The following is a 14,296-nucleotide window of genomic DNA, read 5'->3' on the forward strand; positions in this document are numbered from 1 at the left end:
TATAACTAATTTTTAAATGTTACTTTTGCTTTTATTATAGGACTGCTAAAGTACTTATTTATTTAAGGTTTTTAAAGTCAAGCTCCTATAAATTATTGACAATTATTTAGAAGAAAATCCATGCGAAAGTTAAAAAACAGCGAGTTAGAACGTCTTAGTGTAGACCAATTTAAGGACAGTAAAAAAACACCTATTATTATCATTTTAGATAATATTAGAAGCTTAAATAATATTGGCTCGGTATTTAGAACATCGGATGCCTTTCTAATTGAAAAGATTTACCTGTGTGGAATTACAGCACAGCCACCACATAAAGATATTCATAAAACCGCATTAGGCAGCACAGACACGGTAGCTTGGGAGTATGCCGAAAACACTCTAGATGTTATAGAGAAGTTACAAGAAAATAAAGTGCAAATTTGTGCTATTGAACAAGCTGAAAATGCAACAATGCTTGATACGTTTTCACCAGAACCCAATACAAAGTATGCTTTAGTTTTTGGAAATGAAGTAAAAGGAGTCGCTCAAAATGTAGTAGATGCGAGTAATTTGGTTATAGAAATTCCGCAATTTGGCACCAAACATTCCTTAAACATTTCAGTAAGTTGTGGTGTGGTTGTTTGGGATGTATTTAGTAAAATAAAAGCTTTACGTTAATTACAAGAGGAAGAAGTTTTCAATTAACATTATTTAATAGGGACCCAAATTTCTTCTTCGTTTTCGGAGCTTGCAGGGTTATAGCTAGCAGGTAGTTTTTCAAAATGTGGTCTATCATCCAATTCGTATTCTGAATTTGGAAGCCAAACCCGATGTAGTTCCTGCCAAAATGTAATAAATCCTGAAACATCACCTTTAAAAGTAAAAACTAAAAATTTCCCGCCAGGAATTAATAATCCATCCATATTATTCGGTAAAGCGTCTAGATTGGTTACAGCTACGCCTATCCATTTTTCAAATGGAGTTTCAGGTGTCATTTTTTGTATCTTAAAGTCACCATAAACCTGAATTGAATAACTTTCATTACCAACCCGATTATGTATTTCTTTTAAACGTGGCATAACATCTCTGGCTAACTGAGAAGTTCCGGAGCCATTTGTAAGAAAAGATAATGTAGCTTTCTTTCCTGCAATAAAAATATCTGGTGTGCTTATTAATTTAGGCTTCATTACTTATCTCGTTTAAAACCCATAAATAATCCTCACTATTGTTAACAAAATCTCTATTAGAAATATCGATTATCTTAACATTTAAACCTTCTTGATTTTTCAAGAAATCTAAATAACCCGCATTAATTTTTTCTAAATAGGCGTCTTGAATATTCTGTTCATAATCCCTACCTCGCTTTTTTATATTTTGCTGTAATCGTTTGGTATTTTGATACAAATAAATATACAATTCTGGTTTGGCAATATCTTTATACATCAAGTAAAACAAACGTCTGTAGAGTTTAAACTCATCCTCGGGCAGCGTTATTTTAGAAAAAATTAAAGATTTATAAATATCATAATCGCTAACAATAAAGTCTTTAAATAAATCTAATTGCGATAAATCATCACTAATTTGCTGATACCTATCAGCCAAAAAACTCATTTCTAACGTAAAAGCATAACGCTTGGCGTCCTCATAGAATTTTGGTAAAAACGGATTATCAGCAAAACGCTCTAAAATTAATTTAGCATTAAAATCGGCTGAAATCATGGTTGCCAAACTTGTTTTTCCTGCACCAATATTCCCTTCTATTGCTATATAATTATATTTAGAAAGTTTAAATTCTCTACTCGGATTTTTCAACCAAATATTAATAGGTTCAACCAAACTTTCATCTTCACAAAGCGTCAATAAATCTGATATACTTTTATGTAAAACAGGATGTTTTGTATGTAGGGAAATATCTGTTAATGGCTGTAAAACAAAACGTCTATTAGCCATTTGCGGATGTGGAACCGTTAGTGTTTCTGTATGCATAACCACGTCGTTATAGAGCAGAATATCTAAATCTATTACACGAGACTCATATCCTACACCAACATTTCTTACGCGGCCCATTTGGGTTTCTATCTGAAGTAAATGTGTTAAAACGGTTTCTACATCTAAGTCTGTTTTAACAAGTATACAAGTATTTAAAAAATCGGCTCCTTCAAAACCAAGCGCAGGCGTATTATAAACTTTAGCAATCTTCTTCACATTACCAAGTCGCTTATAAACAGTATCAATTGCATCTTGCAAATGCTTTAGGCGATCGCCTTGATTACTTCCTAATGATATGTATACGGTGTTTTCTTGAGTCATAACGGATGCCAAAATAACTAAAAGAAAATTTAATAGTTTATATTTACAACGGCTTTTTATTCACAAATATTTATGACCCAAAAAGACAAACTGCTTTCCCAACGTATTTACTTACTATTAACCGCTTTGTTTATAACATCGTTAGTTGTATCAAACCTAATTTTTCAAAAATTTTTTAGTTGGAAACCTTTTAACCTAACTGTTTTCGGAACGAGTCTTTTTGAAATTTCTGTGGGCATTTTACCATACCCTATTACATTCTTGATGACCGATTTAATAAGTGAAATTTATGGAAAAAAGGCTGCTAACCAAGTTGTTGTTTTAGGGATCTTTGCCTCGCTTTTTTCCATGCTAATTATTTACACCGCTGGTGCCGTTCCTGCCACAAGTTGGTCTCCGGTTAATGATAGTTTATTTAATACCGTTTTTGGCAATACAGCTATTGCGGTTTTAGCCAGTATGCTCGCCTATTTATTTGCACAATTTATAGACATTCAAATTTACCACTTCTGGAAACGCCTTACAAAAGGTAAGCACTTATGGTTTCGGAATAATTTTTCTACTTTTTTCTCCCAATTTGTTGATACGAGCACCATTTTATTGCTTTTGTGTTCATTTAATATCATTCCATGGGATAAATTTGTAGGACTACTAATAGCGGGTTTTTTATTTAAGGTACTAATTGCCATTATAGATACACCATTTTTATATTTAGGCGTGTATTTATTTAGAAAACGCTTCAAGCTTGATTTCAACGAAGAAATTAACCTCTATTAAAACCTAAAGTTTTCCTAATCTTTTATTAAGAAACAACTCTTGGGTTACTTTATACGTATATCCATACAAATCACTGCTTAAAAGACTGACATGAAAAAAGTTTTCAAAATTATTGGTATCACCTTAATTACTATAATCGTTTTATTAATAGTAACGCCATTTATATTTCAAGGTAAAATAAAAGACATTGTTAAGAACACCATTAACAAAAACGTAAATGCACAGGTAGAATTTAGTGATATAAACCTCAGCTTTATTAGAAGTTTTCCTCAAGCACAGGTAGATGTTAGCGATTTAGAAATAACAAACTTCTCACCTTTTAAAGATGAAAAATTAGCAGATGTGAAGTCTATTTCATTAACTATGTCTATAAAAGAACTCTTTAAAAATGCCAGTGATGGCCCAATAACCATTAACGAATTTCGCATTAACGAAGCCCTGATTATTTTAAAAACCAATAAAACAGGACAAACAAACTACGATATTGCTATAAAACCTGAATCTGAAGAACCTAAAGCAATAGAAAGCGAATCTAGTTTTTCTTTAGATGTACAAGATTATAGTATTTCCAATAGTGCTCTGAGTTATATTGATGAAAGTTCTGATTTAGTTTTCTACATAACTGAATTAAATCATTCAGGGAAAGGCACCTTTTCTGAAAACATTTCAGAATTAGACACTGAAACGTCAGCTAATGTAACTTTACAAATGGATAGCACCGAATACATAAGTAACAACAGCTTAAAGTTAGATGCTATTATTGGCTTAGACTTACCAAATAGCAAGTATATTTTTAAAGAAAACAAAGCTTACATTAATAAACTACCATTAGAATTTGAAGGGTACTTTCAACAACTAGACAATGGGCAAGAATTAGATATCAGTTTTGAAAATCCAGGATCTGACTTTAAAGAATTTTTAGCAGTAGTACCAGGCATCTACGCGAAAGATATCTCGCAAGTAGAAACGACCGGTAATTTCAAACTTTCAGGACGTGTTTATGGACTTATTTCAGAAGAAACAATTCCAAAAATGGCTATAAATATCCTATCAAACAACGCCTCTTTTAAATATCCTGATTTACCTAAGCGCGTTAACAACATAAACATCAACACAAGTATAAACAACACTACAGGAAAACCTGAAGACACTTATGTTGATATAAGCAAACTTAATTTCAAAATAGACAATGACACATTTAATGCATCGGCTACATTAAGAAATCTAACCGAAAACATGACCGTAAGCGCTTTTGTAGACGGAACTTTAAACTTAGCAAATATTAGTGAAGCATATCCGGTTAGTTTAGACACCGATTTAAGTGGTGTTTTAAAGGCTAAAATCAACACAGATTTTGACATGAATGCTATAGAAACAAATGCTTATCAACGCATAAAAAGTAATGGAAACATTCAGGTTAACAACTTCACTTACACCAGCGAAGACATGCTTAATCCTGTTAGTATTTCTACAGCAGACTTAACCTTCAATCCAGGTACTGTAACCTTAAATAAATTCGATGCCAAATCAGGTAAAAGTGATATTCAGGCAAACGGTACAATTACGAACTTACTAGGCTTCTTACTGAGTGACAAAAATTTACAAGGAAATTTTAATGTAAACTCGAATACCTTATACATTAATGATATTATGGTTGCCGATGAAAGTACACAAAAAGAAGAACCTGAAACAGATAACACAAATACAACAACATTAAAAATACCTGCGTTTTTAGATTGCACAATACAAGCCAATGCAAACACAGTTGTTTATGATAACTTGACTCTAAAAAACACACAAGGAAAATTAATAGTTAAAGACCAGGTTGCTACATTAGACAAGCTTTCTACAAACCTTTTTAATGGAACACTTGTTGTTGCGGGTGATATTAACACACAACAAGAAACACCTCAATTTAATGTAACCTTAAATGCGAAGGCTTTTGATATTACTGAATCCTTTAACACGCTCGATTTACTAAAAGCATTAGCTCCAATAGCTAAAATATTTGAAGGAAAACTTAATACAGATATTGCACTTAATGGTAATTTAGACGCTTCTTTTTCACCGATACTAAATACCGTTTCGGGTAACGCAAATGCCGAATTACTAGCGACAAAAACTAAAATTGAAAGTAGTCCTATATTAAACGTTTTAGACTCACAATTAAGTTTTATTGATTTAGAACAATTAGATTTAAACGATTTAAAGACCAATTTAACCTTTAGTAATGGTCAGGTAAACATAAAACCATTTAATATTGCTTATAAAGATATTGATATTGCCGTGGGCGGTAGCCATGGATTTGATCAATCTATGGATTACGATCTTACTTTTGATGTCCCTGCTAAATATTTAGGTTCCGATATAAATCGATTAATTGGTAAAATAAATGCCCCTGAAGTAGACAACATTAGCATTCCTGTCTCTGCAAATTTGAAAGGAAGCTTTCAAAGTCCTAAAATTTCAACCGATTTAACAGCTAGTATTAGTAATTTAACACAGCAACTTATTGAAATAGAAAAGCAGAAACTAATTAACCAAGGAACCGATGCTATTTCCGACATGTTAAGCGGTCTTACATCAAGCAACAACAATACCCCAAGCAATACAAACGCAGACACCACAAGTGTTAAAACGGATTCTACAAAAACTGAAACCCCTAAAACAGAAGATGCTATTAAAAATATTCTAGGTGGATTATTGAATAAAAACAAGAAAGAAACTGACAGCACAAACAATTAAAATCGCCTCAAATTAGCACTGATTAATTAAAATTTAGAAAACACACTAAAAATAACAATAAAAGGATTACCTTAGCACCCATTAAATTTAAGAAAAATAATATGTTACGAATTGAAATCAAAGAAGGAGAAAATATAGAACGTGCTTTAAAGCGTTACAAGCGTAAGCATAGAAATGTAAAAGTAATGCAAAATCTAAGAGAGAAGCAATACTTTACAAAACCTTCAGTAAAAAGAAGACGTGAGGTGCAAAAAGCTGCATACATCCAAAACTTAAGAGACCAAGAAGATATATAATTGTCTTCTTAAACATATATAAAAAAGCACGCATTTTTATTGCGTGCTTTTTTTTATACCAAAGAAATCTTCACCACGGTCCCTTCATTGGAGCGGATATTAAAAACGGTATTATCTTCAAAAATAAGGTACTGCCCTTTTATACCCACTAATTTTCCGGTATAAGTCTCAGACTTCTTTATATTTAGACTCTTAGGCTTTTCTGGATATTGCTGTACTGGAAACACAATATTGGTTTCCGTATTACTATCTATAAAATAATCTTGAGCTTCTTCAGGGATAAAAGCCTTTAGTTTATCACGCCATTCCATTAAATTCTCGTCTTGAATATCATTTTTAAGCATGGTACGCCAATTCGTTTTATCGGCAACATATGACTTTAAAGCAACTTCCGTAATACCTGCTAAGTATCTATTGGGCACTTCAACAATTTCAATAGCTTCGTGGGCACCTTGATCAATCCAACGTGTTGGTACTTGACTTTTTCTGGTTACCCCCACTTTAACATTACTTGAATTAGCCAAATACACAACATGTGGTTTTAACTGCATGGCTTTCTCATATTCCAAATCTCTATCTTCTTGACCTAAATGCGCCTTACTAAGTTCCGGCTTAATAATCCAATCGGCTGCCTGTGGTACATCAAAAAAACAGCTTTTACAGAAACCTTGTCGGTATATAGGCTTGTTTAAACCACAATTTAAACACTGATAGCCAACAAAGTCTATCTGAATGGTTTTATTTAACAACTGATTCATGTGAATAAAATCGGATTCAAAAACAAGATAATACTGAATAGGTTCCGAAAATTCAGTTTTCATTTTTGTTAAAACACCTTGGTAGGTCATAAAAAAAAGTATTATTTTTAGTTTCTTAAATATACTGCAAATATGCCAATTCCGATTGTAAATTCTATAGCATCTTGGTTTTTAAAAAAACGATTTCATCAAATTGATTTATTTTTAAAATATCCTAACGAAGTTCAAGAAGAGCTGTTGATGCAATTGCTAAACAAGGCAAAAGACACCGAATTTGGTAGAACTTATGGGTTTGACTCTATAAAAAGCTATCAAACATTTGCCGATCGCGTACCAATCTCATCTTATGAAGATTATCAAGGCATGATTGAGCGCTCGCGAATGGGTGAAAATAATATTTTTTGGCCTGAACCTATTAAGTGGTTTGCTAAATCTAGTGGTACTACAAATGCGAAAAGCAAGTTTATTCCCGTTAGTGATGACTCACTAGAAAATTGCCATTATGCTGCCAGTAAAGATTTACTATGCATGTATTTAAACAACAACGAAAACGCACAGTTATTCACCGGTAAAAGCCTTCGCTTAGGAGGTAGCAAAGAACTATATAAAGAAAACGGAACTGCTTTTGGTGATTTATCGGCTATACTAATTGATAATATGCCTTTTTGGGCAGAATTCAGCAGTACACCCAGCAACAAAGTCTCACTAATGAGCAATTGGGAGCAAAAAATGCAAGCTATTGTTAATGAAACCATCCAGGAAAACGTAACTAGTTTAGCCGGTGTTCCCTCATGGATGTTGGTGCTATTAAATAATGTTTTGGAAACAACCGGTAAAAACAACCTTCATGATATTTGGCCTAACTTAGAAGTCTATTTTCACGGAGGTGTTAGCTTCTTACCTTATGTGGAACAATACAAAAAAATTCTCCCTAAAAAAGATTTCAGATACTACGAAATATACAATGCTTCAGAGGGCTTTTTTGCTATTCAGGATCAAAACCAATCTAGCGAACTATTATTAATGTTAGATTACGGTATATTTTATGAATTCATACCTATGGACACGTATGGCACTCCTTATGAAAAAATTATTCCTTTAAGTGAGGTTGAAGTTCATAAAAACTACGCTGTTATCATCACGACAAATGCCGGTTTATGGCGTTATAAAATTGGTGACACCATTCGGTTTACTTCCATTAATCCATATCGCATAAAAGTTTCTGGCAGAACTAAACACCATATAAATGCTTTTGGAGAAGAATTAATTATTGAAAACACTGAAGATGCATTAAAAAAGGTTTGCAAAAAAACTGCTTCAGAAATTATAGATTATACTGCAGCACCTATTTTTATGAACGGAAAAGAAAAAGGAGCCCATGAATGGATTATTGAATTTAAAACACCACCTAAAGATATTGATTATTTTAATGAGCTTTTGGATAACGCTTTAAAATCCTTAAACTCCGATTATGAGGCCAAACGCTATAATAACATGACACTAAATAAACCGACCATTCATATTGCACGCGAACGTTTATTTTACGATTGGCTAAAGGCAAATGATAAACTAGGAGGCCAACATAAGGTACCTAGATTATCAAACTCAAGAGACTACCTAGATGCACTTTTAGATTTAAACAATTAACCGTTAACCCGATTTTTTCGCAAAAACGGTATGCTAATCGATTTTAAATACAGCTTCATCTAAAATTCACTTAGATATTAATAATCTTTTAAGAAAAAGTGTAGCTTTATCATGCTATTAATCAAAAACCGTTGTTTAAACAATATAAAATTGTAGTTACACAAAACAACCAAAATAAAAAACCACGCAAATTGCGTGGTTTTTTTTTATAATATAACCTTCCGAAGTAATTAAGAAACAGCCTTCAATTTCTTAATTGTTGTTTTATTTAGTTTATCTTCAGCATAAGCTTTTGTAACCTTAAGTTCCGTTTTATCTGAACCTGGCATTTCAAACATGGCATCCGTTAAAATTTCTTCACATAAGGATCGTAATCCACGAGCACCTAACTTATACTCTATAGCTTTTCCAACTATAAAGTCTAAAGCTCCATCGGTAATTTGAAAATCTATATCATCCATATCAAACAACTTTTTATATTGTTTAATAATAGCATTTTTAGGTTCTGTAAGAATAGCACGAAGCGTTTTAGCATCTAGCGGATTCATATATGTTAGAACAGGTAAACGGCCAATAATTTCAGGTATTAAACCAAAGTCTTTTAAATCTTTAGGAATAATATACTGTAACAAATGGTTTTGGTCTACACGCTCATCTGACATAGACGCGCTATACCCAACAGCTTGCATGTTTAAACGTTTAGATATAACTTTTTCAATACCATCGAAAGCACCACCAGCTATGAATAAAATATTCTCGGTATTAACTTCAATAAATTTCTGATCGGGATGCTTACGACCACCTTTTGGCGGTACATTAACAACTGTTCCTTCTAATAACTTTAAAAGAGCTTGCTGAACACCTTCACCTGAAACATCACGAGTTATAGATGGGTTATCACTTTTACGGGCTATCTTATCTATTTCATCAATAAAAACAATACCCTTTTCAGCTTTCTCTAAATTGTAATCCGCTGCTTGTAATAGGCGGGTTAAAATACTTTCAACATCTTCACCTACATAACCAGCTTCAGTTAAAACCGTGGCATCAACAATTGCTAATGGCACATTTAACATTTTAGCAATGGTTTTAGCCATTAATGTTTTTCCTGTACCCGTTTGCCCTACCATAACAATATTACTCTTTTGGATTTCAATATCGTCATCCGTTGGAGCTTGTAGCAGTCGCTTATAGTGGTTATAGACAGCAACCGACATTACTTTTTTTGTGGTTTCTTGGCCTATAATATATTCATCCAGAAATGTTTTAATTTTTTGTGGTTTGCGCAACTTAAGTTCAGCCGTTAAATCGCTAGTATCTGCTTGTTTTGATTCTTCAACCACAATACCATGTGCTTGCTCGATACAACGATCGCAGATATGCGCATCTAAACCTGCTATTAGCAGGCTAGTTTCTGGCTTTTTTCTACCACAAAATGAACATTCTAATTCTTCCTTTGCCATAAATTAATTAATTTCAATTTCTTATTCCTCTAATTGCTTAGAGAAAGTTTTTAATCCGTGTATTAGCTACGTACTAATACCTCATCAATCATACCGTATTCTTTAGCTTTATCGGCTTTCATCCAATAATCACGGTCACTATCATTATATACTTTGTCGTAATCTTGACCTGAATGCTTACTAATAATCTTGTAAAGCTCTTCTTTTAAAGTCAAGATCTCACGTGCTGTAATTTCAATATCACTAGCTTGACCTTGAGCACCACCTAAAGGTTGGTGAATCATAACACGAGAATGTGTTAAGCCACTTCGCTTACCTTTTTCACCAGCACATAATAAAACAGCTCCCATTGAAGCGGCCATACCCGTACAAATAGTTGCTACATCTGGCTTGATAAACTGCATTGTATCATAAATCCCTAAACCTGCATAAACACCACCTCCAGGTGAGTTTATATATATTTGAATATCTTTTGAAGAGTCTGTACTTTCTAAGAATAATAATTGGGCTTGTATGATATTTGCAACCTGATCATTAATGGCGGTACCTAAAAAGATAATTCTATCCATCATTAACCTTGAGAATACATCAAAGATAGCGATGTTCATTTGACGTTCCTCAATAATGTTAGGCGTTAAATTACTTGGATACATATGGCTGATAATCTTATCATAATATGTACTACTAATACCTTGATCTTTTATAGCAAATTTTTCAAATTCTTTTGCGTAATTCATTGTCATTAAGTTTTTTTCAGATTAAAATCCTGATCTAAATCAAGAAGCTTGAGCGGTTTTTAATGTTTAAAAAACACGACTCAAAAAAATAGGCGTTGAAACATGTTATTTCAACGCCTAAATATAAGGATTTATTCTTTAAAAGTTGATATAGCTTATTAGCTTAACGAGACTTTAATACTTGGTACAACCCAATTATTTATCACCGTATACCTCTTTTATAAAATCTTCGTAAGTAATTTCTTTTGTTTTGATATTAGCTTTTTCTTTATAAAGAGCTAATAATCTTTGACTGATAATTTGTTCAGAAATACGACGAGCTTCTTCTTGGTTAGATAATACACGAGCAGCAATATCTTCTAATTCTTTATCAGATGGGTTCATTTGACCAAACTGCGCCATTTGCGCTTTAATCATTTGCTTAGCATGCTCTTTAATATCTTCCATGCTTACTTTAATATCATTGTCGGTAATTAATTTCCCTTCAATTAATTGGTAACGTAAACTTTTTTCAGACTTAGCATATTCTTCTTGTGCTTCTGCTTCAGTTAATTCTTTTTCACCTGCTGTTTGCATCCATTTTTGTAGGAAAGTAGCTGGTAAATCAAACTTTGTATTTTCTACTAAGTATTCCGTTACGTCGTTAAGTAATTTTTGTTCAGACTGTTGCTTGAATTGCTTTTCAGCATCTTCTTTAATTTTAGCTTTTACCTCATCTAAAGATGTCACAGCTCCTTCACCAAATAACTTATCAAATAACTCTTGGTTTAATTCTGCTAATTCACGTTGGTTAATTTCAGTAATTGTAAAAGTTACTTCAATATCAAGTCCTTGAATATCATCTTGACTAAGTTTTAAAGCATTCATTAACTCATGATCGTCAGAATATAATCCTTTAGTTTTTAAAGTAATTACATCACCAACTTTAGAACCTACAAATTTCTTTTCTGTAGCTTTCCCTTTAAACTTATCTAAAGTTAAAGTTACTGTATTTTCAATCTCACGTTCTTCATTTTTAAAGACACCTGTTACTTCAGAATCTTTAGAAACAGTTTCTTCTGGAATTAATTTACCATATTGTTTTTGAACATTTACAATTTGGTCATCAATCATTTTATCACCAGCAGTAATGTTATAATCAACAATAGCTTTCTTAGGTGCTAAGTTCACTTCAAATTCCGGAGCTAAACCTAATTCAAACTCAAATGATAATAAATCAGCATCCCAATCTAAATTATCTTGAGGTTTTGGTAACGGATTTCCTAAAACGTCTAATTTTTCTTCCGTTAAATATTTATTTAAAGCTTCTTGAAGCAATTTATTAACCTCATCTACCAATACTGCTTTTCCGTATTGCTTTTTAACCATTCCCATTGGTACGTGACCTTTTCTAAAACCTGGAATGTTTGCCGTTTTACGGTAATCAGATAGTATTTTTTCAACTTTACCGCTATAATCTTCTTTAGCGATATCGACTTTTACTACAGCATTTAATGCATCAATATTTTCTCTTGTAATATTCATTGTATTATAACATAAAAATTGGAGTGCAAAACTACTACTTTTTTACAAGCCAACAAAGTATTTTAACGTATTGTGTTTCACCCATTTATTTATACTGATTTTCAGTAGGGATAACGGGTTTGAATTATTGGAATTGTTAAAGAAATAATTATTCCTGAGCTTCATCCTGTCCTAAAATTCCGTATAATAAAGATTGTAAAACAGTTAGTAATATGCTAAACAGCAGAGCTATCCAAAAGCTACTAACAGCAAAACCGCTTATTAGGTTGTCGGCTAAAAGAATCATACAGGCATTTATTACAAATAAGAACAAGCCTAATGTTACAATAGTTGCTGGCAAGGTTAGAAAAATTAAAATAGGCCTAACAAACATATTAAGCATACCTAAAACTACTGCAACAATAACAGCTGTGGTATAACTTTCTACCGAAACACCTGGCAATAACTTTGATAAAACAACTACAGCAACTGCCGTTAATAATAATCTAATAATAAGTTTCATATGTTAAATTTTAAAAAGTTAAACACCTACTTTACAAATTCCATTACAGCACTATAAAATTCCTTTGGGTTTTCAGCATGCAGCCAATGTCCTGCATTAGAAATGGTAATTATTTGTGCTTTTGGAAAATGATTATGAATAATAGTTTCGTCTTGATTACTAATATATTCCGATTTATCACCTTTTAAAAACAAGGTATCACCTTCGTATTTTGCATTTACAGGAAGTGGCTCTCCTACTTCACTAACTTGATCTGTTAAAACCTCTAAATTTATACGCAAAGCAAGAACTCCTTTTTCTTTCCAATAAAGGTTTTTTAGTAAAAATTGTCGAGTCCCAGTATCAGACACATAATTAGCTAAACTTTTATCTGCTTCACCTCGACTTTTTAGCGTTGTAAAATCTAACTGCCCTAAACCACTTAAAATAGCATCGTGATGTACAGGATAAAATCGCGGTGAAATATCGGCTATCATTAATTTAGACACTAACTCCGGAAATAATGTTGCGAATAACATAGCTGTTTTCCCACCCATTGAATGTCCTAAAAGCACAATATCAGTCAGTTCATGAGCTTGGCAATAGTTTTTTAAATCGCTCACAAGTACTTCATAACTAAAATCGGCATCATGAAAACTTCGTCCATGATTTCGCTGATCTACTAAATGCACTTGATACCCCTGTTCTGCAAACTGACTGCCAAGGGTTTTCCAGTTATCACTCATACCTAGAAACCCATGAAGAATAATAAAAGGCGCGCCTTCACCTATAATATTTGAATACAATATATTATTGCTTTCTGCCATAGCTAAGAATTTTATTCGTGTTTATTTTAATTTATTCAAATACATCTGAATAACATTTTCTGCACCCAAATACAAACTCTCCGATATTAATGCATGCCCTATAGACACCTCTAATAAATTAGGAATGTTTTCTTTAAAAAACTGAATATTATCTAAAGACAAATCATGTCCAGCATTTATACCTAAGTCAAAACTGTTAGCAAGTGTAGCACATTCGGTATAAGGAACAATTGCTTTTTTATTACCTAAACCAAACTCATGAGCAAAAGCCTCAGTATATAATTCAATCCTGTCTGTACCGGTTGCTTTAGCACCTTCTATTTGCTTTAAGTCGGGGTCAACAAAAATAGAAGTACGAATGTTGTTATTTTTAAACTCCTGAATTACATCAATCAAGAAATCTTTATGTTTTAGCGTGTCCCACCCTGCGTTACTTGTAATTGCATGAATAGAATCGGGAACCAGAGTTACCTGAGTAGGCTTGATTTCTAAAACCATTTTCACAAACTTATCTATAGGGTTTCCTTCTATATTATATTCGGTGTATACCTCCGATTTTAAATCGTAAGCATCTTGATACCGAATATGACGCTCATCGGGTCTGGGATGTATAGTAACACCCTCTGCTCCAAAACGCTGTACATCTTTAGCAAACTGCACTACATTTGGCAAATCGCCACCTCGAGAATTACGCAAGGTTGCTATCTTATTTATATTTACACTTAACTTTGTCATCTTCTATACATTTGAAA

14 protein-coding genes are annotated in these 14,296 nt (G+C 32.7%); 5 read left to right on the top strand and 9 right to left on the bottom strand.

Features of this window, described 5'->3' with window-relative positions:
• The first annotated feature begins 120 nt into the window (after positions 1-120).
• Entirely contained in the window at positions 121-657 is a 537-nt protein-coding gene (locus ACW5R3_RS12985) for an RNA methyltransferase (RefSeq protein WP_456577443.1), read from the top strand.
• 29 nt (positions 658-686) lie between these two features.
• On the opposite strand, the gene ACW5R3_RS12990 is transcribed toward ACW5R3_RS12985, so the two are convergent.
• Positions 687-1,166: a GyrI-like domain-containing protein gene (locus ACW5R3_RS12990; protein WP_456577444.1), complete on the bottom strand. Its 480-nt coding sequence runs from the start codon at positions 1,164-1,166 to the stop codon at positions 687-689.
• Positions 1,156-2,289, bottom strand: coding sequence for a 2-amino-4-hydroxy-6-hydroxymethyldihydropteridine diphosphokinase (gene folK / locus ACW5R3_RS12995; protein ID WP_456578839.1), 1,134 nt, complete (start codon positions 2,287-2,289; stop codon positions 1,156-1,158). Before folK ends, ACW5R3_RS12990 begins: the two co-directional genes overlap by 11 nt.
• Before the next feature lie 72 nt (positions 2,290-2,361).
• On the opposite strand from folK, the gene ACW5R3_RS13000 reads away from it, so the two are divergent.
• The 3 genes from ACW5R3_RS13000 (at position 2,362) to rpsU (ending at position 6,107) form a co-directional block, all read left to right on the top strand.
• A complete protein-coding gene (locus ACW5R3_RS13000; protein WP_456577445.1) occupies positions 2,362-3,066 on the top strand; it encodes a queuosine precursor transporter in 705 nt (234 codons plus the stop codon).
• Positions 3,067-3,156: 90 nt separating this feature from the next.
• Complete coding sequence (locus tag ACW5R3_RS13005; protein ID WP_456577446.1) at positions 3,157-5,811, top strand: AsmA family protein; 2,655 nt, start codon at positions 3,157-3,159, stop codon at positions 5,809-5,811.
• Between the two features lie 101 nt (positions 5,812-5,912).
• The gene (gene rpsU, locus ACW5R3_RS13010; protein WP_456577447.1) at positions 5,913-6,107 is read left to right on the top strand and encodes a 30S ribosomal protein S21; all 195 of its coding nucleotides are present in this window, start codon (positions 5,913-5,915) and stop codon (positions 6,105-6,107) included.
• A 53-nt stretch (positions 6,108-6,160) separates the two neighbouring features.
• Here rpsU and ACW5R3_RS13015 read toward each other — a convergent pair whose 3' ends face one another.
• Positions 6,161-6,955: a DUF2797 domain-containing protein gene (locus ACW5R3_RS13015; protein ID WP_456577448.1), complete on the bottom strand. Its 795-nt coding sequence runs from the start codon at positions 6,953-6,955 to the stop codon at positions 6,161-6,163.
• 42 nt (positions 6,956-6,997) lie between these two features.
• Between ACW5R3_RS13015 and ACW5R3_RS13020 the strand changes: the two genes are divergently transcribed.
• Positions 6,998-8,512: a GH3 auxin-responsive promoter family protein gene (locus tag ACW5R3_RS13020; RefSeq protein WP_456577449.1), complete on the top strand. Its 1,515-nt coding sequence runs from the start codon at positions 6,998-7,000 to the stop codon at positions 8,510-8,512.
• A gap of 230 nt (positions 8,513-8,742) precedes the next feature.
• Here the strand turns inward: ACW5R3_RS13020 and clpX are convergent, their stop codons facing one another.
• The 6 genes from clpX to ACW5R3_RS13050 form a co-directional block, all read right to left on the bottom strand.
• On the bottom strand, positions 8,743-9,975 hold the full coding sequence (gene clpX, locus ACW5R3_RS13025; protein ID WP_456577450.1) for an ATP-dependent Clp protease ATP-binding subunit ClpX: 1,233 nt from the start codon (positions 9,973-9,975) through the stop codon (positions 8,743-8,745).
• 62 nt (positions 9,976-10,037) lie between these two features.
• Complete coding sequence (gene clpP, locus ACW5R3_RS13030; RefSeq protein ID WP_456577451.1) at positions 10,038-10,712, bottom strand: ATP-dependent Clp endopeptidase proteolytic subunit ClpP; 675 nt, start codon at positions 10,710-10,712, stop codon at positions 10,038-10,040.
• 195 nt (positions 10,713-10,907) lie between these two features.
• The gene (gene tig, locus ACW5R3_RS13035) at positions 10,908-12,236 is read right to left on the bottom strand and encodes a trigger factor (protein ID WP_456577452.1); all 1,329 of its coding nucleotides are present in this window, start codon (positions 12,234-12,236) and stop codon (positions 10,908-10,910) included.
• 148 nt (positions 12,237-12,384) lie between these two features.
• A complete protein-coding gene (locus tag ACW5R3_RS13040) occupies positions 12,385-12,738 on the bottom strand; it encodes a phage holin family protein (RefSeq protein WP_456577453.1) in 354 nt (117 codons plus the stop codon).
• A 26-nt stretch (positions 12,739-12,764) separates the two neighbouring features.
• The gene (locus ACW5R3_RS13045) at positions 12,765-13,544 is read right to left on the bottom strand and encodes an alpha/beta fold hydrolase (protein ID WP_456577454.1); all 780 of its coding nucleotides are present in this window, start codon (positions 13,542-13,544) and stop codon (positions 12,765-12,767) included.
• A gap of 21 nt (positions 13,545-13,565) precedes the next feature.
• Complete coding sequence (locus ACW5R3_RS13050; protein ID WP_456577455.1) at positions 13,566-14,279, bottom strand: pyridoxine 5'-phosphate synthase; 714 nt, start codon at positions 14,277-14,279, stop codon at positions 13,566-13,568.
• Positions 14,280-14,296 lie beyond the last annotated feature (17 nt).

It is taken from the genome of Algorimicrobium bowmanii (assembly GCF_054031195.1).